Below are 26,716 nucleotides of genomic sequence, written 5' to 3' on the forward strand. Positions count from 1 at the left end.
TTCAACCACAAATTGGCGGCATATCCTCATGCCGCCACGAATTTTAATAGAGTATTCCCTCTAGTTTAAGTAACTCACGAGGTTAAGAAAAGCTAGAAATGCAGAGGATAATAATAACCTTGGTGAATATAGGCACCTAATGTTGTGAGTAAGTGAGCGCTATCGGCGGTTTCTACGCCTTCAACAATGACGGTACACCGATACGTATTTCCCATGGCGATTAACTGACGCAACGTTTCCACTTTCTTATCGTCCGACTTTAAACCAATCACAAACTCCCGATCTATTTTCAAATAATCTGGATTGATTTTACTGATGAGCGACACGTTGTTGTTGCCGGTGCCAAAATCATCGATACTGATTTTACAATCCAGTGCTTTTAGTTTCGCGACATTGCCATAAATCTCGGAGGTATAGTACATCGATGCATTTTCCGTGATTTCAATCGTCAGCAAACGACAATCTCGGTTAGATAGTTCTCTGTGTAGGATTGAAAAGTTGCGTCCTCGCAGCAAAGAAGGACAAATATTGATGCTGATAGGAATAGGCAGCGCTTTGTGCTTAGTATAGATGGACTCTATCACCAGTAAGGTATGAGTAAGAAGCAGTCCATTGCGGATCAGTGTTTCAATAAACCGTTGCGTATTTTTTACCTTAAACCGCGAGAGCGCTTCGTAATGCACAATCTTTTGCGCTGAAGTGTCATAAATCGGCTCCAGTTTGATTTTAAATTGTCGAATTGCACACAAATAAGCCATAAAGGCTTGTAGGGAGCGATGACGCAGTATTATGAGAAACAGCAAGCTTAATAAAATGATGCTTTGAAACGGGCCAGAGATGTAATACACCTCTTTATAGCCGCTGTTCTTCACGTGATAGTTGAAAAAGCGTTCATTGGTGTTACCAATTTCTAAAGAGGTCCCTGTATTGGTTGATAGCTTCATGCCGGAAAGAAAAAAACGCGAAATATGATTTTCAACGTTGTCGGATAAGTTAATGTTTTTGACACGAACCAAAACGGTCGCGTTATTCAAGTCAAATGATTGGGTCGTATAATTGCTATTATTACTCCACTCTTCAAATGCTTTTTTGCTGACAGGGACAACGGTTTCGGGGGTGACTAAACACCGGATATTGAAACGGTCCAGCATCATGCTCGATTCCACCAGCTTTACATTATCAAAGAGCGACTTCAATTCTCTTTCATCAGCAAAGCAGCTCTTTTGGGAAAGGTTTTCTGCAATTTCGAAGGCGTTATCCAGATAATTATGTTTCACAATGCTGTTTATCGCGTAATAACAGATGGCAAAGAAAATGATCGCTGTGATCAACACGACCCACAGCGTATCTGAATAGATCTTTTTATTACGCAGACAAATACGAAGGGCTTTGCCAAGGCTGTTTGTTGTGTACTGATTGATCTTATGTTGATGGTCGATGCCATTCTGATGGTTGTTTTGCATAGTAAAAGGGATGAAGTATCCGGTCCGGTGAATATTTTCGATAATATTTTTTTTTGTGGTTACGTGTTCTTCCGTGAGCTTGCGAAATTTCCTTCTTAGAGCGGCCACCGCGTTTTTAAAGCCATTTTCAGGCAGTGTCATTTTGTATTGTTGAGTGATTTTGCTTTCTATCAATCGCTGGCTAATTGGCGTATTTAAGCTGCCGTATTTGGCGATGGTTGACAGAATGGCGTACTCATTTGGGTTGACTGGAATGGAGTGGTGGAGTGATTGATTGAGCTCTAAAGATATTTCGTTTTCGGACAAGCAAACGCAGATTTGGTTTCCAATTTCAAACCTAATCATGTGTTGGTGTGCTCCAAGTTTAATTTTTGGCTACGTTATCAATAAAGCTAGGAGAGGGATGTGATTTTTTACGGGGATATCCATAATAATTGGATATATTCAAGGTTTTAGGTTTTTTTATGCTGGGCGTAGCAACCCATTATTCATAGTTAATGAGGTATAAAAAACCCGAGCGGCGGCTCGGGTTTCGTCGATATTCAGCAAGGCTTATTAACAGATAACTTTTACTGCTAGGCCGCCTTGAGAAGTCTCACGGTATTTCGCGTTCATGTCTTTACCTGTCTCTAGCATTGTTTCGATAACTTTATCTAGAGAAACAGTAGGAGCAGAAGAACGACGCAGTGCCATACGAGTTGAGTTGATTGCTTTTACAGCTGCAATACCATTACGCTCGATACATGGAACCTGAACCTGACCTGCAACCGGGTCGCAAGTTAGACCTAGGTTGTGCTCCATCGCGATTTCAGCCGCCATACATACTTGCTCTGGGCTACCACCCATAAGCTCAGCAAGGCCAGCTGCTGCCATAGAACATGCCACGCCAACTTCGCCCTGACAGCCAACTTCTGCACCAGAGATAGACGCGTTACGCTTGTAAAGGCCGCCAATGGCACCAGAAGCTGCGAAGTAACGGATGTAGTCTTTCTCAGTTACGGTTTGAATAAACTTGTCATAGTAAGCCAGTACCGCAGGGATGATGCCACATGCACCGTTAGTCGGCGCAGTTACAACACGACCACCTGCTGCGTTCTCTTCGTTTACTGCAAAAGCAAACATGTTTACCCAGTCAACAACAGACATTGGATCGTTCGTTGTTTTTTCAGAAGTAAGCAGTTGCTGACGAAGTGCTGCCGCACGACGAGGCACGCGTAGTGGACCAGGCAGAATGCCTTCTTCGTTCATACCGCGATCCATACATTCGCGCATTGTGCGCCAGATGTTTGCGAAGTAAGTACGAGTTTCTTCGTCAGAATGAAGCGCATGTTCATTTTTCATGGTTAGCGCACTGATAGACAGGCCGCTTTCATGACATTGCTTTACAAGCTCTTCTGCCGTTGTAAACGGGTAAGGAACTTTTACTGGGTTCTCAACTTCTTTACCGAAGTTTTCTTCATCAACGATGAAACCACCGCCGATAGAGTAGTAAGTTTTTGAGTACGCTTTTTCGTCATCAATCCAAGCGTGGATTTGCATGCCGTTTTCGTGTAACTCAAGGTTTGTTTTGTGGAAGTTCATTCCACCTTCACGTGGGAACGATACTGTGTGACAGTGCATGCCAACAGGAAGGCGTTCAGTTTCTTCTACGCGAGCGATAAAGCCCGGGATAGAATCGATATCAACTTTCTCAGGAGTGTTGCCTGCAAGACCCATGATGATAGCAATATCTGTGTGGTGACCTTTCCCTGTCAGTGATAGTGATCCATAAACGTCAACGGTGATTTTAGTGATGTCGCGCAGTTTTCCCATTGCACGAAGATCATCAATAAACTCTTTACCCGCTTTCATTGGGCCTACAGTGTGTGAGCTTGAAGGTCCAACACCGATTTTATAGATATCAAAAACACTAATCATATCGATTACCTCAGAAGAAAGCCTCCCAAGGGGAGTTGGGAGGCTTAATTTTATCGTTATATTTTTGGATTAATCATACCGTGCTAGGGCAGGGATGATTAAAGAGCGCCGTAGATTACAGAACTAATGGCAGCAAGACCACAGATTGCTGTGAAAATTTGCACAGGTGCTGAAGTTTTGTACTTAGCCATCGCTGGAACTTTTTGCATTGCGAAGATAGGCATCAAGAATAGAATTGCCGCAATCATCGGTGCGCCCATTGTTTCAATCATACCTAGGATGCTTGGGTTAACGATAGCAACGATCCAAGTTGTGATTACGATGAAGATAAGAGACATCTTCTCGATCTTGCTTACTGGCGATTTTGAACGAGATTTCACTAGACCAACTAGACCTTCATGCGCACCTAGGAAGTGGCCGAAGTAGCTAGAAGTGATAGCCGCGAAAGCAACCAGTGGACCTAAGTAAGAGATCAGTGGAGACTCATGAACGTTTGCTAGGTAAGAAAGAACAGAGATGTTTTGCTCTTGTGCTGTTGCTAGTTGCTCTGGAGACAGAGAAAGTACAACAGAGAAAACGAAGAACATTACAAAGCCCATTAGCATCATCGCTGCGCCACCAGTGATAGCGTCAGTTTTCTTAACTGCGTCATCACCGTATACACGACGTTGTTCTTTAGAGAACTGAGAAATGATTGGGCTGTGGTTGAAAGAGAACACGATAACAGGGATTGCTAGCCATACGATAGCTGGCATTGCACCCCAGTCAGGTGATACTTCCATCATTGAAGTGTTCCAACCAGGAATTAGGTACACAGACAGCGCTAGTAGGATGAACACTAGAGGGTAAACCATCGCTGAAGTTGCTTTCAGCATAAGCTCTTTACCGAACACTACGCCCGCTGTCATTGCAGCGATAAGTGCACCGGAAAGTAGCCAGCGAGGAATAGATTCCATACCCATTTGGTTAACTAGGAAAGAGTCAACCGTGTTTGTGATACCAACACCGTAGATAAGTACGATTGGGTAGATAGCGAAGAAGTAAGCGAACGTAATAAGGTTTGCGCCAGTCTTACCAAAGTGCTCTTCTACTGTGTCAGTGATGTCCGCTTCTGGGTTTTTCGCAGAAAGAACGAAGCGAGCTAAAGATTTGTGTGCGAACCAAGTCATTGGTGCTGCGATTAGGGCTAGGATTACTAATGGCCAAAAGCCACCTGCACCTGCTTTAATAGGAAGGAATAGTACACCGGCACCTACTGCCGTACCAAAAAGGGACAGACACCAGGTAAAGTCTTTGTAAGAAAACTTACTAGACGATTGTGCGGTAGAAACCGCAGAAGTAGTTGTATTCATTTTTTAGTTACTCATTTTGGGAACAGGAAATAAGTCGGGAGTAATTTTGCAAGATTTTACACTAGGAAAATTAGATCTAAATCATTTATTGCTTACGCTTATTGAATGATATGTCAAAAACCTGCTTTTTATCACGAAAATGATGTGCTACTCGTGATTTCTGCTAATGAGTAAAATTAGAAAAACTTATCGATAGGGCTATTTGTATAAATTTATTTCACCGCAAGCGTTTGCGGTGAAAACGGCAAATTAATCTAATGTGAATGAATGTTTATGAAGCAACGTTTTATTAATATTGATGCGCATGATGATCGCATCCATAAAAATACCGATATCAGAAGTTTTTAATGTGAAATGATATGTTTTTGCATTGATTCGATGATTTGTGCGGTCATGCCCCAGATGAAATGCTGTCTATATGGGATAGCAAATACACGATGACTGCTGTTTTTTAGGTCAAACTTGGTGCTGTACAGCTTTTTCGGGTTCAGAATGTGGTTAGCAGGAACTTCAAAAACGGACTCCACCTCATTTGGGTCAATATGCGTTTTATACTCAGGAGAAATAAAGGCCAAAAACGGTGTCACATTAAACTGACTAATCGTAGGCAATGTTGGAAGCTGGCCAAATACATGAATATGTTCATCTTCTATACCGATCTCTTCTTTGGTTTCTCTTAATGCCGTATTGATTAGATGATGATCTTCCTGCTCAAACTTACCGCCGGGGAAACTGATTTGTCCCGGATGATGACGCAAGTGCGCTGCTCGCTTTGTCAAAATGACCTGTAGCCCCTCCGGGCGTTCTACAAAACCAATTAAGACCGCTGCGTCTCGCAGTGATTTTCCTTTCATCCATTTCAGTCGCGCGAGGGACTCTTTGTGGTAACCCGTTGGAAGCCGAAATTGAAAGTTTTGCAGTAATTGAGTTTTGTCGATAACCAAACCAAATCCTTATTTATTGTGCCTAACCACTATTTATTATACTCAATGGCCGCAAGAGGCGTGGTGCTATCGCCGTTGGTACGGTATTAAAGTAGTAGTACGGCAATACCAAAGCATGTCCATTGGTTCTTTCCCTGCTTTGTGTCGTGTGTCTCACTCTGCTTGGGTATAATAATTTGAAACTTATAAGGTTATAAACCATTCTTTATTTTAAGACGTCACTATAGGGCAAGTATTGACTGATGAAAGGGATTATTTTCACCGAGTTCATGGAGTTAGTGGAAGAGAAGTTTGGTCTCGATGTGTTAGACCAAGTGCTCGACCTTTCTAATGACGAAGGGATTTATACGGCGGTTGGTAGTTACGATCATAAAGACTTGGTTAAATTGATTGTGAATCTCAGTAAAGTATCTGGCATTCCACCTGAACAACTGCAAGAAGTATTTGGAGAGTGCGTTTTTTTGAATTTACTTCGCTCGATTCCTAGTCATGCCAGTTTGCAGCAGTGTGAAACGACATTTCAATTTGTTCGCCATGTTGAAGATTTTATTCATGTCGAGGTCAAAAAGCTCTACCCAGATGCTAACCCTCCTCAGTTTGATTTTATCAGCGAGACTCAATCAAACATGGTGTTTGATTATCGGAGTGCGCGGTGTATGTCTCACGTATGTTTAGGTCTAATAAAAGGCTGCGCGGCGAACTTTGGTGAAGTTATTCATATTAAACACCAAAACCAGTCAGAAGATGGTAGCCAGGTTCGCTTTTGGTTAGAGGCACAATAAGAACGATATGACAGGAAGTTCCTCGCTAGAAAGGAAACTCAAACGAGAAATCGAATCAAGAAAAGAAGCTGAGCGGTTATTGGAGCAGAAGAGCTTCGAACTTTATGAATCTACTCAACAGCTAAGTGTTGCTTTGAAAAAGCTTGAGTTGAAATCAAAAAAGGATTTACGCAAGTTTGAGTTCGAAGAGAAAGTTGACGCGACGCTGATTAAGTTTGGTCGAACTTTTTTGTCGAGCACCTTTGATGAAGCTATGATTGCCAGTTTTATTGAGCAGCTCACTTCGAACTCAATCATTTCTGCGGCTTACTTACATCTTGATTCCACAAAACTCTCTTCTTTGCGCCGACATCATTTTGGTCATTTACAGCTTCGCCATGAGAATACGATTAAGACTGTCCCCAATTGGCAGGGGGAGAACTTGCATTTGCCTATCATCATTGACAAGCAAACAGTCGGGGAGTTGATCTTCTCTGTTCAGTTGGACCAAATCGATCAGTCGTTTATTTCCAAACAGATGGAGCTGGTATCGGATTTGGTTCATGGGGTCATTGGCCGGCATTTGAGTTTAGAGCGAGAAGTGGAGCTGCGAAAGCGGGCAGAGGAATCGGAAAAAGCGACGAAAGAGTTTGTCGCCATGATTAACCACGAGTTGCGAACACCTCTTAATGGCGTGTTAGGTAGTGCTGAACTACTAAGTCGAACACAGTTAGGTGAAGAGCAACGCCATTACCTAAACAACTTGACTCAATCGGGAGACTTGTTGAGGGTCATCATTAACGATCTTCTCGACTTCAGCAAGATGAATGCCGGTATGATGGAAATCATCGATAAGGTCTTTGCTTGGGAAGAGCTTGAAAAAGCCATCATGGGCGTATTTTCAGCTAAAGCAGCAGAAAAGCGAATTCATTTCTCCATCGATAAAAAGCTCGGTATTCCCGAGTTTTTAGTTGGTGACTTAGAGCGAATTACACAGATCTTGGTCAACTTGGTGGGAAATGCTATTAAGTTTACTCATTTGGGGGGGGTGGTGCTGCGAGTGGAGTGGATAAACGGTATTGCGCATTTTGAGGTTGAAGACACGGGTATTGGCATCCCGATAGAAGCACAGCCCTCATTATTTGACCCATTTGTGCAAGTAGATCGCTCGGCGAAGCGCAGTTTTGAAGGCTCAGGTTTGGGCCTTGCGATTTGTAAAAATCTAGTGGATTTGATGCAGGGCGAGATTAGCTTTGAAAGTGAAGAACGCAAAGGTACCACCTTCAAAGTCTCTATTCCTCTAAAGGAGGGACAAGCCCAAGGCGCAGCTGAGGGGGAATTAGCTACCATAGAGCGAAGTGATTTGGCAGGACGCTCAATATTGGTGGTTGACGACATCAGAATGAACCAAGTGATAGTTACTCAAATGCTGAAAAAACTCGACATTACGCCTGATTTAAAAGCCAATGGGAAAGAAGCTTTAGAAGCGGTGAAAAACAAAGATTACGAACTGATATTTATGGACTGCCGAATGCCAGAAATGGATGGTTATGAGGCGACGATGTATCTGAGAGAGCGTGGCTTTACCCATCCTATTATCGCATTAACCGCTGGCACTACTATCGAAGAGCGTCAAAAGTGTATTGATTCAGGCATGGACGACATCCTCACTAAGCCGTACACCGCAACCGATATTGAACAGATCATGTGTAAGTGGCTTGAGCAGTAGACGCTGCCTCTTAAAAAACGGATTCTTGTTAGCCAACGGCTAAAAGCCAAAGTACCTGTAAATAAAACATACAAAAAACGCTCCACACTGGATAATGCCGATCGCTTAACGATGTTTCTTGTGTCATTCCAGCGAGCCTTGGCGAGACTAGGAATCTAATAGCAGCATGCTGAGCGGCTAATGAAACAAATTTGACCATAAAGTGCTCGGATAGAAGAGCCTACATCACGCTCCTTCGTCGCTGTGCAGGATGACGAGATACAGAAATATGCCCACTCGCTGTTAAACGAGCGGCATTATCCGTACTGGAGGCGTTTTTGCTTGTTTTCGTTAGCAGGATTCATAGACCGTTGCCATTTGGCGAAACCTACTATTGCAGCGCTGGCAAAATCTTTGAGAGCTTATCCAACGTTTCTTGATATTCAGAAGCGCAATCGCTATCTGCAACGACGCCGCCGCCAGCCCAAGCGTACAGTTTGTGATTCTCCGCTACGAGAGTGCGGATGGTGATGCTGGTATCCATACGACCATGGCGAGAAATGTAGCCAATACTGCCGCAATACGCGCTACGTCGATGTGGCTCTAATTCTTCAATGATCTGCATTGCGCGAACTTTAGGTGCGCCCGTAATTGAACCGCCTGGAAAACACGCTCGCAGCAAATCTGCAGGAGAGTATTGTTCATCCAAATTCGCACGAATGGTGCTCACCAAATGATGCACTGCGGGGAAGCTTTCAATTTCAAACAGCTTTGGCACGTGAACGCTCCCCGGTGATGCAACTCGACCAATGTCATTACGCAGCAAATCGACAATCATCAGGTTCTCTGCTTGATCTTTTTCTGCTGTCTGCAAGTCATGGGCATTAGCGTTATCTTGTTTTGAATCTTCGCTGCGTGGGCGAGTACCTTTGATTGGTTTCGTTTCAATGACGCGATCTTTGAGCTCTAAAAAGCGCTCTGGAGAGATACTCAAAATTGAAGACTCAGGCATACGGATAAACGCTGAGAATGGCGCTTGGTTGGCGGACTCCAATTTCAGATACGCTTGCCACTCACTGCCTTGATACGGTGCGTTAAAGCGCTGCGCCAAATTGATCTGATAGCAGTCACCGCTCAACAAGTATTCTTGCACCTTGTCAAAGCGAGTAGCGTAGCTCTCTTTCGTCATGTTTGACTGCCAATCACCAGACAGAGCAAAGTCAACGCTTTGCTCTGCTTCTTGCTCGTCTAACCATTGCCAAGCTTGCTCGATATTCTGACCGACTAAGCATGCTTTTTTAAGCTTGTGGTCAACAACGACGGCCCATTCATAAAGACCTACCGCCATATCAGGCGTGTTAAGATCTTTTTCGGCCAGTTCTGGCATTGTTTCTACGCGTCGACCTAAATCGTAACTGAAGTAACCGAGCGCTCCGCCGACAAAAGGCAAATCCAATTCTTTATTTAACTCAACGTGAGGAAGCCACTCTTCTTGCAACTGATGAAGCAGCGCAAATGGGTCATCTTGAGTTGAATAGGCATTCGAAGGCGTTTTTACTTGCGTAATTTCGGCAGTGGTTTCTAACGTCGCAATCGGGTTGGCGACCAACACATCGAAGCGGCTATCTATATGTGTTTCTGATGCAGAACGCAGCAACATCGCCCAAGGCAGGTGTTGAATGCGAGAAAAGAGGTGAAGAGCAAACTCTGGTGCGTATTCCAGCGTTTTAAAATCAATGAATTGATTGTCCATGTTGTTCATTTGTGTAATTTGTGACAAAGAGATCGTTCACTGCATGGCATGTCATGGGCAGCAAGAGTATCATATTCCTCTGTATAGCCAAACTCCCTCTATTCATAGGGTTTTGAGATGGTTTACAAGTAGGCGACTTCAGCGTTTCGTGTGTCGATATCAGCCGTTCGACAATTGTTTATAAAAAAACGAAGCTCAAAAGAGCAATAAGCTCAACAAACACGATTGAAGCCAAGCCAATAATGGAAGCATAACTATAACGAGGCATGTAATGACGGTAATACGCAAGCAGGATGTGATCAGCAGTGTCGCTGATGCGCTACAGTATATTTCTTACTACCACCCGCTAGACTTTGTTCAAGCTCTTGAAAAAGCCTATCACCGCGAAGAGAGCCAAGCCGCTAAAGACGCGATTGCTCAGATCCTAATTAACTCCCGAATGTCCGCAGAAGGTCACCGACCAATTTGTCAGGATACTGGTATCGTGACGTGTTTCGTCAACATCGGTATGGGCGTGCAATGGGACTCAACCGACATGACGGTTCAGCAGATGGTAGATGAAGGTGTTCGACAAGCGTATACGAATCCAGACAACCCGTTGCGTGCGTCAGTACTTATGGATCCTGCCGGTAAACGTATTAATACCAAAGACAACACGCCTGCTGTCGTACACATCAACATGGTTCCGGGCGATAAAGTTGAAATTCAGATCGCAGCGAAGGGCGGCGGTAGTGAAAACAAAACTAAGATGGTGATGCTAAACCCATCTGACGATATTGCAGAGTGGGTAGAGAAAACGCTACCAACAATGGGCGCGGGCTGGTGTCCACCAGGCATGCTTGGCATTGGTATTGGCGGTACGGCTGAAAAAGCAGCAGTATTGGCAAAAGAATCTCTAATGGAACACATCGATATTCAAGAGCTTATTGACCGTGGCCCACAAAACGCAGAAGAAGAGCTTCGTCTTGATATCTTCAATCGCGTGAACAAACTTGGTATCGGTGCGCAAGGCCTTGGTGGTTTGACAACTGTTGTCGACGTTAAGATCAAAACGGCGCCAACGCACGCGGCTTCTAAGCCTGTTTGTTTGATCCCGAACTGTGCGGCGACTCGTCACGTGCACTTCACGCTTGATGGCAGCGGCCCAGCAGAGCTCACGCCACCTAAACTAGAAGATTGGCCAGACATTACTTGGGAAGCGGGAGAAAGCACGCGTCGCGTAAACTTAGACACGATTACTAAAGAAGAAGTACAAGAGTGGAAGACAGGCGAAACCGTTCTTCTATCAGGTAAAATTCTGACTGGCCGTGATGCTGCGCATAAACGTATTCAAGGCATGCTAGATAATGGCGAAGGTCTACCAGAAGGCGTAGATCTAAACGGTAAGTTCATTTACTACGTAGGCCCTGTCGATGCAGTTGGTGATGAAGTCGTTGGTCCTGCTGGCCCAACAACATCAACGCGTATGGATAAATTCACCGATATGATGCTAGAAAAAACAGGCATCATGGGCATGATCGGTAAAGCTGAGCGTGGCCCTGCAACGGTTGAATCTATCAAGAATCACAAAGCGGTTTACCTAATGGCTGTCGGCGGTGCTGCGTACTTGGTTGCGAAAGCGATCAAGAAAGCTCGCGTTGTCGCATTTGAAGATTTAGGTATGGAAGCGATTTACGAATTTGAAGTTGAAGATATGCCAGTAACAGTGGCTGTAGACTCAAATGGCGTTAACGCGCACCAAATCGGTCCTGACACTTGGAAAGTGAAAATCCAAGAGATGGAAGCGTAAGGCAAACGGTAATCTTACATTGTCTCAGTAGAGAGAATGTGACAAGGTGCTGATTTACCTAGCAAACATTTGACAAAAGTGCAGCGAAAACTGCACTTTTTGTCTATATAATGTAGATATAAACCTCAGGGCATAGCAATCAAACGTTATGCGAACAATAATTAGGAGACGGCATGCCTCGTTTTATTCAGATTCTACAAATTATCCTTGCTGTAGTGGTAGGTGGCTTTGTTGGCTACGACTTGATCCTTCACGGCATCAGCATCTTTGATGAGAAGTACGTGACCATCACGTGTGTATTGTGGCTGATTTTAGAAATCGCTCTATTTGTTATCTATAAATTAATCGAAGACGACTAGACTCAAAGAAAGCAGGTTTCTGTTCAACACAGTAATCAGCTCACTAATGCTTTAGTGTTGATTAAGTAAGCCTCTGAACCACTCAGGGGCTTTTCTTTTTTCATCCTGCTTTAAGCGAATGTTTTGTTCATCTTTTATTAAGGTATATAAAGTTAGACTCATAGAGTTCAGTATTGAAAGGTAAGTATTCATAGATTAATACCCGAAGTTGCTGATAACGTTGTTTTAGAGCGGAGCAAGATAAAGAAGCGCAATGAAAAGAATAAAGAAAGAAGTCAATGACTTTATCAACAGAGGTATGGACTCCAATGTTCGAATTGCCGTCACCGGACTTTCTCGTGCCGGTAAGACGGCATTCATCACGTCATTAGTGAATCAGCTTCTCCATACCGCTACCCATGATAATTTGCCTCTTTTGACTGCAGCCAGAGATAAGCGTCTTATTGGAGCGAAGCGTGAACCTCAAGCGAATATGATGGTGCCACGTTTTGCTTACGATGAAGCGATGAGCCAGATCCATGCGACCCCACCTCAATGGCCAGTACCAACACGGGATGTGAGTGAGATTCGCTTAGCGCTCAAGTACAAACCAAATAAAACCACGAAAAAGCTGTTGAGTAAAACCGCAATTTTAAATGTTGATATTATCGACTATCCGGGAGAGTGGCTGCTCGACCTGCCGTTATTGGACATGGACTTTGCGACGTGGTCGCAAACTCAGTTTGATGCACTTAAAGGCCAGCGTGGCGATTTAGCCAAAGCTTGGCTGTCTGAATTAGAAAAGGTGGATCTTTCTGCTGAAGTGAACGAGAAACTACTCGAGAAAGTTGCGCATACATACACCGAGTACCTTCATGCCTGTAAAGACGCAGGTCTTCATTGGGTACAACCAGGAAGATTTGTATTACCTGGTGAGCTCGCAGGCGCGCCTGTGCTGCAGTTTTTTCCGTGTCGTGCTGGTTCGGAAAGCAAGGCGCTTAAGGGCAGCAACTTGGCGATGCTCGAAGCGCGTTTTCAGGAATACCAACAGAAAGTAGTGAAAGCGTTTTATAAGCATCATTTTGCGACCTTCGATCGCCAGATTGTACTTGTGGATTGCTTGCAGCCTCTCAATGCCGGCGATGAAGCGTTTTACGACATGCGCCAAGCGCTAGAGCAGATCATGCATAGCTTTCGTTATGGTCGCAGTAGCTTTTTACGTCGTTTGTTCTCGCCAAAAATAGACAAAGTGCTATTTGCTGCCACAAAAGCGGATCACATAACGCCCGATCAGCATCCCAATTTAGTGTCTTTGCTACAACAAATGGTGCATCCAGCGTGGCAAACCGCAGCCTACGAGAATATCGAGATGAGTTGCATGAGTATCGCTTCTATCCAATCAACCACGACGGGATTTATTTCTTCTGGAGATAAGACGATTCCGGCGTTACAGGGTACGACGTTGGATGGTGAGCCGATGACGATGTTCCCGGGAGAAGTGCCGAAAAAACTACCAAATGCGGCTTATTGGCAAAACAACGGGTTTGATTTTACGTCATTCCGTCCAATGCCCTCACAGAATGATGAGCCAGTGAAGCACATACGCTTAGACAAAGCACTGGATTACCTGATTGGAGATAAATTGAAATGAGTGAGTTGAAGCAAAAACAAGTTTTCTCTGAAAAGGCGATGGAAAAAGAGCAGCAATCGAATCAACCGGAGTTGACGGTGCAGCAAACATTCGGCGAAAAAGAAACATTCGTACCTGTTGAACTTAAAGAAGAGCGCCAGGAGACCGAACAGGAATTGCAACTCGAGTATGTCATTCGTCCAAAACCGGGCAGAAAATGGCTTGCGACTGGCGCATTTGCCACCTTTGCTGGTTTGGTTGGCTGGCAAGCGGTGGACTCGGTTATAACCGCAATTCAAACTTCTGATTGGCTGGCTTTAAGCTGGACGGGGTTTATTGCTGCGATCGCTTCGCTTGGTTTAGGGGCGATGGGTAAAGAGCTTTGGAAACTGCGCAAACTACGAAATCATTTTAGTGTTCAAGAAGAAGCCGAAGCACTTGTTAATAGTGAGAGTGTGGGGAAAGGGAAAGCCTTTTGCGAAACAGTGGCAGAACAAAGTGGTGTGATGGCAGAGAACCCGGGCTTTGATCGTTGGCAGAACAGCATTAACCCTGCTCATAGTGATGCTGAAATCCTTGATATGTATGACTCGATGGTCGTGAGCCAACAAGACAAGTTGGCAACGAAAATCGTATCGCAGCACGCAACCGAGTGTGCGGCCCTAGTCGCGGTGAGCCCTCTGGCTGCTGCTGATATGTTGCTGGTGGCGTGGCGAAATTTCAAAATGATCGACAACCTCTCCAAAGTATATGGGGTAGAGCTAGGTTACGCCTCTCGCATCAAGCTACTAAAAGCGGTATTTGTCAATATGGCGGCGGCTGGTGCCAGTGAGCTGGCTATTGATGCCAGTATGGACTTGATGTCGATGGACCTTGCAGGCAAAGTCTCCGCTCGTGCGGGGCAGGGGCTAGGCGTTGGTATTCTCACTGCACGTTTGGGCTTGAAAGCGATGACCTTATTGCGTCCACTACCTTGGTATCCTGACCGTCAGGTTAAATTGGGCACCATACGCAAGGCAGTGGCGGCGAAAGTTGCATCAATTACGATTAAACCGTAACGAATATCAACTTTGATGGATAGGATTGCTTGACGCCATTCCAAGCATGATAGAAACTACTGTCAACTTTTCCTGACAGTTGTGAATTGGGATATTTTCAGTGCGTCTTGAAGTCTTATGTGAAGATCGACTCGGCTTGACCCGAGAACTGCTCGATATTTTAGCGTCTAAAAGCATCGACTTGCGTGGTATCGAAATCGATATTAGCGGTATTATCTATTTGAATTGCCCAGATATTGATTTTGATACGTTTAGTGAGCTGATGGCTGAAATCCGCCGTATTCCGGGGGTGAAAGACGTACGTAAAATCCAGTTTATGCCGATGGAGCGCCACAATACGGAGCTGCTCTCGCTAGTTGATAACTTGCCCGATCCGGTCTTTGCCATCGACCTTAAAGGTGCCGTAGACATGGCAAACATGTCTGCACTTTCATTGCTTGGCCTTCACAAGCAAGAAGTGATTGGTACTCAAATCGGTGCTTTGTTACCAAGTGTTCGTTTCTCTCGTTGGTCTGAAGGTGTTAATGGCCGAACGCGGGAAAACCTTGTGATTGATGGCTTGGACTATGTTCTAGAGTTGATGCCAGTTTATATCCGAGACGAAGCGCAAAACTCGACTCTAGCGAGTACTCTAATGACGATTCGCTCTAGTCAGCAAGTTGCCAGAATTGAAGAAGCGCTACCGCTGCATAATCCTCTGGGTTTTGAGCACTTTGTTGGTATATCGAACCGTCATAAAGCGCTAATGAACCAAGCTAAGAAGCTGTCTGTGCTTGATCAACCACTGTTGATTGAGGGCGAAACGGGGACCGGTAAAGAAATGCTTGCTAAAGCTTGCCACAGCCGTTCTAGCCGTGCGAGCAAGCCATTCTTAGTTTTGAGTTGTGCTTCGATGCCTGACGATGTAGCAGAAACCGAACTTTTTGGTCATGCCCCGGGTTCATTTAATCATGAACAAGGTCACAAAGGCATCTTTGAGCAAGCAAATGGCGGGACAGTATTTCTTGATGAAATAGGTGAAATGAGTTCGCATCTTCAAATCAAGCTGTTACGTTTTCTACAAGATGGTAATTTCCGTCGTGTCGGTGCAGAAGATGAGATGCATGTCGATGTTCGTATCATCGCTTCAACAAAACATAACCTTGCCGAACTTTCTGAGGCAGGTATGTTCCGTGAAGATTTGTATTATCGTCTCAACGTACTTACGCTCAGCATTCCTCCGTTACGTAAGCGCTCAAATGACGTTGCGCCATTGCTTGAGTTGTTTGTGGCGAAACATGCTCAACAGCTTGGGATTGATAAGCCAGAGTTTGATGATGGCCTAGTTGATGCCCTTGCAAATTATCAGTGGCCAGGAAACATGCGCCAGCTGGATAACATGGTTCTTCGAGCGCTCACAGAAATGGATGGTGGTATACTAAACGCGGAACACTTCAATTTACCTCAGCCTCAATCAGTCGGCGCTGGTAGTGCAACGCTTAACATCGACGGTTCATTGGATGAGATCATGCGTGACTATGAATCTCAGGTTCTGGAGCGTTTGTATCAGTCATTCCCATCAAGCCGCAAGCTTGCTAAGCGCTTAAATGTATCGCATACCTCAATCGCTAATAAACTGCGTGATTACGGTATCCGCAAGAATTAATCGAATTGAACGAAAAGACGGAATTAATCATTTGTAATGGAAGATAACAGCTCATCTATCGCCGTTCATAAGTTGGACGGTGACTTGCTTCTGCGTACCGCTGAAATCGGTGATGCAGATATGATTGCCGAGTATTTTCAAGGGAACCGAGAATACCTGAAACCGTTTGAGCCGAAACGTGAAGAGGCTTTTTTCTCAGTGAACGGTTGGTTGCAAAAGCTTATCAAGCTCAATGAGCTGCATCGAATGGGGCTGGGGTATTATTGCCTCTTGGTCAGAGCCTCTTCGGGTGAAATGCTAGGTACGATATCCTTTAGTAATTTGAGTCGTTTCCCTTTTTATTCTTGTAACGTAGGATACTCTCTCGCTGAAAAAGCACAAGGGCATGGTTATATGCGTCGTGGATTAACTATGGCTTGCGACTACATGTTTAACGTTCAGAAACTGCATCGTATTCAAGCCGGGTACATGCCTCACAACAAACGCAGTGAATCTGTGCTAGAGCATGTAGGGTTCAATCGAGAAGGGTATGCAAAAGATTACCTTTTGATTAATGGTGAATGGCAAGACCACGTTCTAACGTCACTTATTAATCCGAATTGGCAACCAGAAGGGCGATAGTATGGAGCGATTGGAAAAGCAATTAGCACTTGTAATCGAGCTCGATAAACTCAAAAGTATTTTGCGCCGAACCCGAGTTAAAAGTGCTGAAGGGCGTCTCGAAAATAGTGGTGAGCATAGTTGGCATGTCGCACTGATGGCAATATTGATGGAAGAGCATGCGAATGCGCCTGTTGATATTTGCCGAGTGATGAAAATGTTATTGATACATGACGTAGTAGAGATCGACGCGGGTGATACCTTTGTTTATGATACTGCCGCGTCTCAAGAGCAAGCAGAAAAAGAAATTAGAGCCGCAGAGCGCTTGTTTGGTATGTTACCCAGCGATCAGGAGCAAGAGTTATTGGCGCTTTGGCATGAATTTGAAGCCGCGCAGACCGATGATGCTAAGTATGCAAAAGCACTCGATCGGTTAATTCCAATGCTCTTGAACTACCATAATAATGGTCAGAGTTGGAAGGAGCATGGCGTCTCTCGTGAACAAGCACTTACCATTAATAAACGAATTGAATTTGGCTCTGTTACCTTATGGGACAAAGCGAAAGAGTTGATAGAAGAAGCCACAGAGAAAGGTTGGCTGAAATCGTAATAAAGGAGACTGAATGTCTTATTTGCCTTTGGATGAATACCAAAGAAAATGGATTTTTACGCATCAGTCGATGCCTGTGCCAAAAGAAGATTTGGCTTTTATTAAGCCGATGAGCCAAGCTCGTTCAGCACAATTTTGGAAAGAAAATATTAGTGCTCAAAGCCCTGATATGGATCGACTTAGCTCCCAAGATTGGCCAATGAATGAGGCGAACTGGTCTGAAGTCGTTGATTGGATGGCTGCGTGGGAGTTGGATGATCCGGACATGCCAGCGGAAGTAGAAGCACATATCGATTGGCAAGACGATGTGACCGTTTACTTTTGCTACGAGAAGTACAATGTCATCGAAACTAAGTGGTCGATTTTTAAAAAGCATTGGAAGAACTTTCTCTTTTATGATGATGGTCCAATATTGATTGGACGTCGCCGTTCACAAGCGCTTTGGTTTGATTCAAAAGGCAATGTGAAACTCGGTGTTCGTCAATAGCGAGTTATACAGCAAGCCACCTTTTCGAGGTGGCTTTGTTTTTCTAAAGGCTGGATAATGGACTCAACACGCCACCAGCCCCGCGCTCGATAACGTGAGTATAAATCTGGGTGGTTTTTACATCGGTGTGACCAAGCTGCTCTTGTACTGTTCTAATATCAGCACCAGACTCCAATAAATGCGTGGCAAAGCTGTGCCTGAGTGTATGGCATGTTACTGTTTTCTCGATACACGCATCCGTTGCAGCGCGCTTTACCGCTCTTTGTATTGCACTTTCATTGATATGATGCCTTCTGAGCTCTCCGGTGTCCCGATCTGTACTTAACTTTGTTGATGGGAATAAAAAGTGCCAGTTAAAATCTAGCTCCGCTTTTGGGTATTTACGTCGTAAACCTTCAGAGATGTATACGCCCGCATAACCAGGCATGTGTCTATCTTTAAAATAGTAATCTCTTGCTAAATTAACTTGAGCTTTGAGTGGTTCATGCAGTTCTTTGGCTAATGTGACTGTACGATTTTTACCTCCTTTTCCTTGCCAAACGCGAACTGCACCATAATCATAATCGATGTCTTGAACTCTTAAGCGCAAGCACTCCATGACTCGAAGCCCTGAGCCATAAAGCAGCTGAATATGGAGTTTATACCTCGGGTCGATATGTTGAACGAATCGTCGGATCTCCTCCCTGGTTAACACAACGGGAAGTTTCTTTTCGGTCAGAGATTTCTGAAATCTCATATCAAGTGATAGTGGAGTTTTGAAATAATCACGATATAAAAATGATATTGAGTTCAGTGCCAAAGCTTGCGTTTTTACCGCAACTTTTTCTTTTACCGCTAAGTAACTCAGGAACTGAACGACATCATCTTCTGCTAGTGTTGAAGGGTGGGCAAGCTGGTGGAAAGTGATAAAGCGTTTTATCCAAAATAGATAACTTTCGATGGTTTTATTCGCATAATGACGAGTAAGCATGTGCTCTTTTACACTAAGTAAAAACTGACTTTTCATGATAAAATTGACCTGTTTATTTATACAGCCCCTTCAATCTATCAGCTCTTTTGTAATTAGCGTGCATTGCGCCGTCTAATTGCGCGCGCGACCACACATATTCATACTGTTTTTCTATTTGTTTCATGCATATAGGTGCTACGATTCATAGCGCTTTTGATCAGAAAGAAGGCGGTAGCCTGCCAGAAAGGAGGCAAATTGCCGTATAGAAAGCGTTATGAGCCACCATAAAAAATGCAGAATAGAGTGGAATAGATGGAACGGAAAAAACAGGTTCAGTGGCTCAAGATTCAAAAGAGAGGCTTTCTAAGGCACTGTCTTACTCATGGATTAGCTTTCTGTGTACCATTTATATTTGGTACTGCATTTGTTCAAAACGATTTTTACTTGAACCTGTCGCCTTTTATTTCGTACCGTCTTTATTTAGTTACTGTCATTGGCGCGGTATTTCTCGCAGGCAGTGATTGGTTTTTTAAAAGTAGGCAGTATCAAAAGCACAGAAAGAATCTATTGCGAAAAAATGTCTCATAACAAATTGTTCAAGAGTGATTCGGCACGCGTGGCATTTTTACAATGCGTTGGTTTTAGTGGTTAAGGTGTTATGCGGAAGCTTCGGTATTGCGTGCCTCACACCTTAACAAGGCGTTATGTGAATGGAGCGAATATTGAAAATATCAGTCGTCGAAAATGGTGGAATCGAGGCGCATGAAGCTGCACTTAATGCACATCTAAACTCGGTTTTTGGCCAAGATTCTACGGTCAATTTTAATCACGAGTTCGTTTGTGCAGCTCTCATCGAAGACGAAAATCAGATTATCGCTACTGGTTTTGCTTACAGTCGTTTAATGTCACAAGGATCAAGAAGCTTCAAAGCGGGCATAGTTGGCGGCATTGCTGTTGCATCAAATAAGCGTGGTCTGGGCTTAGCCAAAGTCATCGTAAAAGAACTTGATAAATACTTGGTGTTTTTTGGTGTAACTCATTCTTTTCTCTTTGCTTATGAGCCAGATGTATATCGAAGTTCAGGGTATTCAGAGTTAGTTTGTCCTATTCATTACTACGATATACAGCAGAAAAATTGGAACGAGTTTGTCTACCGTGGAGGCATGGTTAAGACTTACAATGTTGGTCACGCTCTAAGCAGTCAAGTCATTAAGTTTAATGGTTGTGTGTATTGAGTGCGCTGGAAAAATTCACATAACAAAGCATTTAAGAGTGATTCGCAACGCTTGGCGCTTTCGCTTCGCTCAAGTATAGCCAAGCGCTGCTCACACCTTAATGAGGCGTTATGTACCTAAGAGGTAACTGGAATTATGAGTGGTTTTGTTCGTGAGGTTGGTGAAAACTGGAGTCAGATTGGTTCTGGCGCTAGTATAAAACGTCAATCAGCTGGTGCGACGAATCATGTTTTTCGTATCCAATCCTCAGAGACTTATTATCTTAGAAAATATAGTGTTCGCAATGTTGCTAAGATCAAGTTAGAACATGAGCTACTGAGAAAGCTATCGAAAAATTTGAATACTATAATTGCCCCTGTTTTGACGCGCGATCACCACTCCTTTTGTAAAATAGGTGATGAGTTTTATGCTCTATTTCCTGAAGCAAAAGGAACGTTAATCGAAAAAAGTGCTCTGTCTGAGTCTCATGCTTTTCAGCTGGGAAAAGCCCTTGCTGACCTGCATGTTCAACTCGCTTCTGTGGTTGGAAACGACTTTCCAACAATTGAGCTATCTTGGGGTAAAAGTGCTTGGGTCGATAGACTACAAAACATAGTCGCCACTATTGAAGCCAATAGTGAGTTTGATACGAATAGCTCGGTGCTACGAAGAGTAAAGCAACAGCGTGATTATCTAGCTAGCTCAGAAGCTGCGCACTCATATACCCCGTTAACAAGCAGGCAATTAATCCACGGCGACTTTCATCATTTCAATGTCTTTTTTGATTCTAATTGCACAGTAAGCGACGTGATCGACTGGGATTTAGTGCAAAACATGCCTCCTGGTTATGAGTTGGCGAGAGCATGCATGTTTATGTTCGATTTGGAGCTTCATAGGTCATTAGCTTTGTTAAAAGGCTATCTGTCTGTCAAGCCTCTATCCCGATTAGAGCTTAACGATGGAGCAAAGGCGTGGGCTGTTTACGCCGACCACCATGTGTGGGCTTTGGAGGAAGTATTTTTAAAAAATAATACAGCAGCACAGAAGTTCATACCTCAAAGGGACTTTATCCCTTTTATGGAGCAATGGTTCCAAATTGAAAGTGCCTTGTTTTGAGGCGGTACATAACAAACTGTTTAAGAGTGATTCACAACGCATGGCATTTTTACAATGCGTTGGTTTTAGTGGTTAAGGTGGTATGCGGGAGCTTGGGTATTGCGTTGCTCACACCTTAACAGGGCGTTAAGCGCTTCAATCAAAATAAGGAACATTATGGAAAATTTAGGTTTAATAGAAACGATCTCTTTCTTAGCAAGTATCGCATCACTAATTCTTGCTATCGTAGCGATTCAAGCTGCTAGAAATTCAGAGCGTGAAGTTCGCGAAAACTTCGAAAAAACTCAGAAAGTAATGGAAGAATATCAAGAACGAACCAAAGCCGTTTTAGCTGAGATAGATAAAAAATCAGCGGTTATCGAAAAAACGGTTTCTGAATCTCAGCGCCAGTTAATGGATACAATGACTAACATAATTAATGAAACGGTAATTCCCAAAAAAACCAATATGGGTGAAGAAATGGGTATACAGTTTATGCAGCAGTTAATGTCAAATCCACAAAAAGCGGGTGATATGATGGGTGCTTTGGAACCTTTAATTAAAATGGCTGAACTGCAAAAAAGAAATAATCACCAGTAAATAAAACGCGCTTAACAAACGCTTTAAGACGGATTCGCAACGCTTGGCGGTTTTGGTTTGATTTGGCTTTGGTGTTTACGGTGCAATAATTGAGTTTCGTGGTAGTGTTGCTCACCACTTAAGCGGGCGTTAGTTTGCAAGAGGAAAAACGCAGCTATATCGCAAGATCTAGTGGTAAAAGCTCAAGGTTTAAGTTGTCGTATTGGCTTTCAATTTTAGTGTTAACTAGTGTGCTGACAATCCAAAATTGGCATCGTTTCAACGGTTGGTTTGTTCTTTGGTACGGTGACTTTGGGGTTAACTGAGTCGAACTTTTTTTGCTGAAACTCTGCTCGTTGAGTTTGTTGATACAAAAGCCGATTTACTCGCTGAGATGGCGTTTTCTCTGGTGTGGTAAGCTCATGTGGTTTCAGTGGCTTTGTTGAAAGTCCACATTGTGAGATTGGTTTTCCAAAAGTGCTCTTTGGTGTTGTGAGTTCGTTTTCTGCGGCGTTGTTTATTCCACGTGGTTTCATTGAGTCGCCGCTTTGAAACTACGCCTGATTTGAGTGCATCAAAATACATAAAGCTTATTGTTTGCAAAGTTTAAAATGACTTAAAATCAACGCCTTGGGTTTGCAAACTAACAAACTGCTCAAGAGGGATTCGCAACGCGTGGCATTTTTACTATGCGTTGAATTTAGTGGTTAAGGTGGTATGCGGCGGCTTCGGTATTGCGTTGCTCACCCCTTAGCAGGGCGTTATGTGCTTTCGGAGAAAACGATGAATAAGTATCTAATTATCATATTAGCTAGTCTTTCATTTAGTGCTCTTGCTGAAGAAGAGTCTATTGACTGTAATAACGTGATGACCACAATCGAGATAAACCAATGTGCCGCTATTGAACTAGAGTCAGCACAAGTTAAATTAGACAAATATCTAAACACTAGCTTTGAGCACAACTCTCATGACCTAGAACTGATCGCAGCAATTAAGCTTGCTCAACAGGATTGGCAAGCATATATGTCCTCTCACTGTGATTCGGTTTATACGCAATGGCGTGATGGAACTATTCGTGGAATTATGGCTATATCGTGCAAAACTAAGTTAACTAAGCAAAGAACGCACGAGTTATGGGAAAACTTTTTAACTTATATGGACAGTACACCACCAGTTTTACCGGAGCCAAGTGTAGAGTAAGTTTCAACCACGCACATAACAAACTGTTCAAGAGGGATTCGCAACGCGTGGCATTTTTACTATGCGTTGGTTTAAGTGATTAAGGTGGTATGCGGCGGCTTCGGTATTGCGTTGCTCACCCCTTAACAGGGCGTTATGTGCTTTCGGAGAAAACGATGAATAAGTATTTAATCATCATATTAGCTAGTCTTTCGTTTGGTGCTCTTGCTGAAGAAGAGTCCATTGACTGTAATAATGCGATGACCACAATCGAGATAAACCAATGTGGCGCTATTGAACTAGAGTCAGCACAAGTTAAATTAGACAAATATCTAAGCACTAGCTTTGAGCATAACTCTCATGACCCAGAACTAATCGCGGCAATTAAGCTTGCTCAACAGGATTGGCAAGCATATATGTCCTCTCACTGTGATTCGGTTTATACGCAATGGCGTGATGGAACTATTCGTGGAGTTATGGCGATATCGTGCAAAACTAAGTTAACTAAGCAAAGAACGCACGAGTTATGGGAAAACTTTTTAACTTATATGGACAGTACCCCACCAGTTTTACCGGAGCCAAGTGTAGAGTAGGTTTCAACCACGCACATAACAAACTGTTCAAGAGGGATTCGCAACGCGTGGCATTTTCACTATGCGTTGATTTTAGTGATTAAGGTGGTATGCGGCGGCTTCGGTATTGCGTTGCTCACCCCTTAACAGGGCGTTATGCTCTAGGAGGGAATTTTGCTCAATTTACTGAAGAAAGTGGTGCTAATCAATCTTGTTGCAGCATTGATTGTTATTCTCTTAGCTCAGTTTGTCCCCTTCTTTGCTACTACTCAGCCAGTCGACTTTCTGTTCTTCGTTGTTATCGTGAACTGGGTTTTAGCAAAGCTTATGTGGGAAGGTGGCGTATATAGTAAAACAGCGCATATGGATGATTCTAGAACAGATAAAGTTTACAAAATGGTAGAAGGTCATGATTTCGAAGAAGACCAACGAGAGCAGCATAGAATGAACTTCCAGACAGGTTTGGTTTTCTTTATTGCAGGGCTTCCAGCGTTTGTCACTTGCTTAATTCTCCAATTTCTTTGAGTACGAGCATAACAAATTGTTTAAGAGTGATTCGGCACGCGTGGCATTTTTACTATGCGTTAGGTTTGGTGGTTAAGGTGGTATGCGGAAGCTTAGGTATTGCGTGCCTCACACCTTAACAAGGCGTTAGTTTGCAAGAGGAAGAACGCAGCTATATCGCAAGATCTAGTGGTAAAAGTTCAAAGTTTAAGTTGTCGTATCTGCTTTCAATTTTAGTGTTAACTAGCGTGGTGAAAATCCAAAATTGGCATCGTTTCAACGGTTGATTTGTTCTTTGGTGTGGCGACTTTTGGGTAAACTGAGTTGAATTTTTTTGCTGAAACTTTGCTCGTTGAGTTTATTGTCACAAAAGCCGATTTACTCGCTGAAATGACGTTTTCTCTGATGTGGTAAGTTCACGTGGTTTCAGTGACTTTGTTGAAAGTCCGCATTGTGAGATTGGTTTTCCAAAAGTGCTTTTTGGTGTTGTGAGTTCGTTTTCTGCGGCGTTGTTTGTTCCAAGTGGTTTCATTGATTAGCCGCTTTGAGACTACGCCTGACTTAAGTGCATCAAAGCACATAAAGTTTGTTGTTCGCAAAGTTTAAAGTAACGTAAAATCAACCCTTTGGGTCTGCAAACTAACAAACTGCTCAAGAGGGATTCGCAACGCGTGGCATTTTTACTATGCGTTGAATTTAGTGATTAAGGTGGTTTGCAGCGGCTTAGGTATTGCGTTGCTCACCCCTTAGCAGGGCGTTAAGTGTAATGAGGGAGTTATGAAAAAAATCTTATTTCTATTATTGGTAGTTTCGACATCTGTATTTGCGGAATCAAGCTCAAGAGAGCTGTCGTTGAAATTGTATGATCTGATGTCAGTAGATGCTTCGGTGAAGCAGATGTCTGATTCAATGCGAAATATGCTAGAGAAGCAGGTCGAAGCAAACAAGAACATACCTGATGGCAAAAAAGATGATGCTCAAAAAATATTTAATGACATCATTAATCTTCAAATGAGCATTTATTCTGACCCATCAATAAAAGATCATATCGCTAGCGCTTACCAAGAAATGTATTCAGATGAAGAACTAAAAGGGTTAGTGGAATTTTTTGAATCACCTGCTGGGCAAGCTTTTGCAACCAAAGGAAGCCAGATATCACATCACTTGCAAAGCTTTATCCTTTCTAAGTTACAAGAAATTCAGCCTAGCTTGAAAGCTAAGGAGCAAGAACTACATAAGTTACTTGCGGAGTGAAAATTACACTTAACAAAGCATTTAAGAGTGATTCGCAACGCTTGGCAGTTTCGCTTCGCTCAAGTATAGCCAAGCGCCGCTCACACCTTAATGCGGCGTTATGCGACAAGGCAAAATTTTGGGGTTTCTTTAAATTTAATCTCTTTGGCAACTCGCTTTTTGGTTTCGGCAAATCAGCATTTTCGGCTCAAATTCTTGAATCACTCAAACAGTAAAACATGCCAATGTTCTTGAAGTTGCCTCATTCAAAATAGTATTTGGTCGGGGAAAGTTTTTCGGGTGTAAAGTGTGGAAAGGGCAAGTTTACGGAAAGTTGGTATTTGCTGAAATTTCGGCTCGTTGAGTTTCTCGTACGCAAAAGCCAATTCTTCGCTATAAGGCCGCGCTCCGTGGTTGTGGCGGCCTTATAGAAAATGTTGAATCCTTCGGTTCTTGAATCACAAAAAGTTATCTGTGCGTTTGAGATTTTTCGTGTTTAAGGTAATGTTTTCGTTAGTCAATTTGGCGTTATCGAAAATTCGCATAACAAACAATTTAAGCAGATTCGCAACGCGTGGCAGTTTTGGTTTGCAGTGAGTATTGTGTTTAAGGCGCAATGCGGTAGCTTTTGTATTGTGTTGCTCACTACTTAATTGGGCGTTAGCAATATAAGGAAATATCACACATGTGGGGAATTACAGATTTAGATGAACTCCTGAGCTCCATGAGTCCAAAGTTGGTTGACGCTGAGTTCGTTTTTTGTACGGTTTCAGGCTCGCTCAGAGATTACATTGAGTTAAACCCAGTCGCTACGTTCATCGAATCCGAAGGTTTAACCTTAGTTATCGAAAAAGCAGTTGCAGAGAAGACTGGTTTATCGTTTGAAGGTTCGTTTAGCCAAATTACGTTAACAGTTCATTCTAGTTTGGAAGCTGTTGGTCTTACAGCAGCAGTGGCTAACAAGTTGGCTTCAAAGGATATTAGCGCAAATGTGATTGCAGCTTATTATCACGATCATATCTTTGTTCAAACAAGTAAAGCCGAAGCAGCAGTGTCAGCGTTAAAAGAGTTCAGCGCATGACGTTGGGTCATATTGCTAACAAACAATTTAAGAGTGATTCGGCACGCGTGGCATTTTTAGTATGCGTTGGTTTTAGTGATTATGGTGGTATGCGGCGGCATCGGTATTGCGTGCCTCACACCTTAATTGGGCGTTATACGAATAGAGGGAAATTATGTACAAAAGTACTGATTTTAACTTGGATTCAAAAGAGTTCAGGTTTAAGAAAGACTCATATCCTTTGTCTAAGATAAACAATGTTAGGGTTAAAAAGTT

26 protein-coding genes are annotated in these 26,716 nt (G+C 43.3%); 19 read left to right on the forward strand and 7 right to left on the reverse strand.

Annotated elements, in window-relative coordinates; translation table 11 throughout:
- Positions 1-92 precede the first annotated feature (92 nt).
- From L3V32_RS10065 to L3V32_RS10080, 4 genes are all read right to left on the reverse strand, one after another.
- Positions 93-1,808: an EAL domain-containing protein gene (locus L3V32_RS10065; protein ID WP_046876184.1), complete on the reverse strand. Its 1,716-nt coding sequence runs from the start codon at positions 1,806-1,808 to the stop codon at positions 93-95.
- A gap of 210 nt (positions 1,809-2,018) precedes the next feature.
- Complete coding sequence (locus tag L3V32_RS10070) at positions 2,019-3,380, reverse strand: L-serine ammonia-lyase (RefSeq protein ID WP_005396900.1); 1,362 nt, start codon at positions 3,378-3,380, stop codon at positions 2,019-2,021.
- Positions 3,381-3,478: 98 nt separating this feature from the next.
- Positions 3,479-4,732, reverse strand: a complete 1,254-nt coding sequence (locus L3V32_RS10075; RefSeq protein WP_005396901.1) for an aromatic amino acid transport family protein — start codon at positions 4,730-4,732, stop codon at positions 3,479-3,481.
- A gap of 344 nt (positions 4,733-5,076) precedes the next feature.
- Positions 5,077-5,676 (reverse strand): CoA pyrophosphatase, encoded by a 600-nt coding sequence (locus L3V32_RS10080; protein ID WP_005396902.1) that lies wholly within the window; start codon positions 5,674-5,676, stop codon positions 5,077-5,079.
- A gap of 242 nt (positions 5,677-5,918) precedes the next feature.
- Here L3V32_RS10080 and L3V32_RS10085 point away from each other — a divergent pair, with 242 nt between their 5' ends.
- Together L3V32_RS10085 and L3V32_RS10090 are read left to right on the forward strand one after the other, a co-directional pair.
- Complete coding sequence (locus L3V32_RS10085; RefSeq protein WP_104973913.1) at positions 5,919-6,458, forward strand: heme NO-binding domain-containing protein; 540 nt, start codon at positions 5,919-5,921, stop codon at positions 6,456-6,458.
- 7 nt (positions 6,459-6,465) lie between these two features.
- Positions 6,466-8,166 carry an ATP-binding protein gene (locus tag L3V32_RS10090; RefSeq protein ID WP_237284209.1) on the forward strand — a complete coding sequence of 567 codons (1,701 nt, stop codon included), beginning with the start codon at positions 6,466-6,468 and terminating at the stop codon, positions 8,164-8,166.
- A 370-nt stretch (positions 8,167-8,536) separates the two neighbouring features.
- On the opposite strand, the gene pabB is transcribed toward L3V32_RS10090, so the two are convergent.
- Positions 8,537-9,898 carry an aminodeoxychorismate synthase component I gene (pabB, locus tag L3V32_RS10095; protein WP_237284210.1) on the reverse strand — a complete coding sequence of 454 codons (1,362 nt, stop codon included), beginning with the start codon at positions 9,896-9,898 and terminating at the stop codon, positions 8,537-8,539.
- A 271-nt stretch (positions 9,899-10,169) separates the two neighbouring features.
- Between pabB and L3V32_RS10100 the strand changes: the two genes are divergently transcribed.
- The 8 genes from L3V32_RS10100 (at position 10,170) to L3V32_RS10135 (ending at position 18,055) form a co-directional block, all read left to right on the forward strand.
- Entirely contained in the window at positions 10,170-11,687 is a 1,518-nt protein-coding gene (locus L3V32_RS10100) for a fumarate hydratase (RefSeq protein ID WP_140244820.1), read from the forward strand.
- A 173-nt stretch (positions 11,688-11,860) separates the two neighbouring features.
- The gene (locus L3V32_RS10105; protein ID WP_012841654.1) at positions 11,861-12,046 is read left to right on the forward strand and encodes a hypothetical protein; all 186 of its coding nucleotides are present in this window, start codon (positions 11,861-11,863) and stop codon (positions 12,044-12,046) included.
- A gap of 253 nt (positions 12,047-12,299) precedes the next feature.
- Entirely contained in the window at positions 12,300-13,676 is a 1,377-nt protein-coding gene (locus L3V32_RS10110; RefSeq protein WP_237284211.1) for a YcjX family protein, read from the forward strand.
- A complete protein-coding gene (locus L3V32_RS10115; protein ID WP_237284212.1) occupies positions 13,673-14,713 on the forward strand; it encodes a YcjF family protein in 1,041 nt (346 codons plus the stop codon). The genes L3V32_RS10110 and L3V32_RS10115 overlap by 4 nt, the downstream gene beginning before the upstream one ends.
- A 100-nt stretch (positions 14,714-14,813) precedes the next feature.
- Positions 14,814-16,358, forward strand: coding sequence for a transcriptional regulator TyrR (tyrR, locus tag L3V32_RS10120; RefSeq protein ID WP_005396927.1), 1,545 nt, complete (start codon positions 14,814-14,816; stop codon positions 16,356-16,358).
- 36 nt (positions 16,359-16,394) lie between these two features.
- Positions 16,395-16,979: a ribosomal protein S5-alanine N-acetyltransferase gene (gene rimJ / locus L3V32_RS10125; RefSeq protein ID WP_237284213.1), complete on the forward strand. Its 585-nt coding sequence runs from the start codon at positions 16,395-16,397 to the stop codon at positions 16,977-16,979.
- A 1-nt stretch (position 16,980) separates the two neighbouring features.
- Positions 16,981-17,568 carry an HD domain-containing protein gene (locus L3V32_RS10130; RefSeq protein ID WP_005376917.1) on the forward strand — a complete coding sequence of 196 codons (588 nt, stop codon included), beginning with the start codon at positions 16,981-16,983 and terminating at the stop codon, positions 17,566-17,568.
- 13 nt (positions 17,569-17,581) lie between these two features.
- Positions 17,582-18,055, forward strand: coding sequence for a DUF2947 domain-containing protein (locus L3V32_RS10135; protein WP_046876177.1), 474 nt, complete (start codon positions 17,582-17,584; stop codon positions 18,053-18,055).
- Positions 18,056-18,098: 43 nt separating this feature from the next.
- Here the strand turns inward: L3V32_RS10135 and L3V32_RS10140 are convergent, their stop codons facing one another.
- On the reverse strand, positions 18,099-19,061 hold the full coding sequence (locus L3V32_RS10140; protein ID WP_012841657.1) for an integron integrase: 963 nt from the start codon (positions 19,059-19,061) through the stop codon (positions 18,099-18,101).
- Positions 19,062-19,726: 665 nt separating this feature from the next.
- Between L3V32_RS10140 and L3V32_RS10150 the strand changes: the two genes are divergently transcribed.
- The 3 genes from L3V32_RS10150 to L3V32_RS10165 all read left to right on the forward strand — a co-directional run bounded on the left by L3V32_RS10150 (position 19,727) and on the right by L3V32_RS10165 (position 21,913).
- Complete coding sequence (locus L3V32_RS10150; RefSeq protein WP_237284214.1) at positions 19,727-20,239, forward strand: GNAT family N-acetyltransferase; 513 nt, start codon at positions 19,727-19,729, stop codon at positions 20,237-20,239.
- Positions 20,240-20,374: 135 nt separating this feature from the next.
- The gene (locus L3V32_RS10155; RefSeq protein WP_213969127.1) at positions 20,375-21,334 is read left to right on the forward strand and encodes a phosphotransferase; all 960 of its coding nucleotides are present in this window, start codon (positions 20,375-20,377) and stop codon (positions 21,332-21,334) included.
- Between the two features lie 156 nt (positions 21,335-21,490).
- Positions 21,491-21,913 (forward strand): hypothetical protein, encoded by a 423-nt coding sequence (locus L3V32_RS10165; protein WP_149192595.1) that lies wholly within the window; start codon positions 21,491-21,493, stop codon positions 21,911-21,913.
- A 221-nt stretch (positions 21,914-22,134) separates the two neighbouring features.
- Here L3V32_RS10165 and L3V32_RS10175 read toward each other — a convergent pair whose 3' ends face one another.
- Positions 22,135-22,428 (reverse strand): hypothetical protein, encoded by a 294-nt coding sequence (locus L3V32_RS10175; protein WP_237284226.1) that lies wholly within the window; start codon positions 22,426-22,428, stop codon positions 22,135-22,137.
- Between the two features lie 247 nt (positions 22,429-22,675).
- On the opposite strand from L3V32_RS10175, the gene L3V32_RS10185 reads away from it, so the two are divergent.
- The 6 genes from L3V32_RS10185 (at position 22,676) to L3V32_RS10225 (ending at position 26,461) form a co-directional block, all read left to right on the forward strand.
- The gene (locus L3V32_RS10185; RefSeq protein ID WP_237284215.1) at positions 22,676-23,092 is read left to right on the forward strand and encodes a lysozyme inhibitor LprI family protein; all 417 of its coding nucleotides are present in this window, start codon (positions 22,676-22,678) and stop codon (positions 23,090-23,092) included.
- Between the two features lie 155 nt (positions 23,093-23,247).
- Positions 23,248-23,664, forward strand: coding sequence for a lysozyme inhibitor LprI family protein (locus tag L3V32_RS10190; protein WP_021448727.1), 417 nt, complete (start codon positions 23,248-23,250; stop codon positions 23,662-23,664).
- A 153-nt stretch (positions 23,665-23,817) separates the two neighbouring features.
- Positions 23,818-24,168, forward strand: coding sequence for a hypothetical protein (locus L3V32_RS10200; RefSeq protein WP_140134588.1), 351 nt, complete (start codon positions 23,818-23,820; stop codon positions 24,166-24,168).
- 756 nt (positions 24,169-24,924) lie between these two features.
- Positions 24,925-25,401, forward strand: coding sequence for a DUF2059 domain-containing protein (locus L3V32_RS10215; RefSeq protein ID WP_237284216.1), 477 nt, complete (start codon positions 24,925-24,927; stop codon positions 25,399-25,401).
- Positions 25,398-25,616: a hypothetical protein gene (locus L3V32_RS10220; RefSeq protein WP_237284217.1), complete on the forward strand. Its 219-nt coding sequence runs from the start codon at positions 25,398-25,400 to the stop codon at positions 25,614-25,616. The genes L3V32_RS10215 and L3V32_RS10220 overlap by 4 nt, the downstream gene beginning before the upstream one ends.
- Positions 25,617-26,065: 449 nt before the next feature.
- Positions 26,066-26,461, forward strand: coding sequence for an ACT domain-containing protein (locus L3V32_RS10225; protein ID WP_237284218.1), 396 nt, complete (start codon positions 26,066-26,068; stop codon positions 26,459-26,461).
- Positions 26,462-26,716 lie beyond the last annotated feature (255 nt).

The sequence above is a fragment of the Vibrio sp. J2-4 genome (assembly GCF_021728155.1).
Taxonomy (GTDB): domain Bacteria; phylum Pseudomonadota; class Gammaproteobacteria; order Enterobacterales; family Vibrionaceae; genus Vibrio; species Vibrio diabolicus.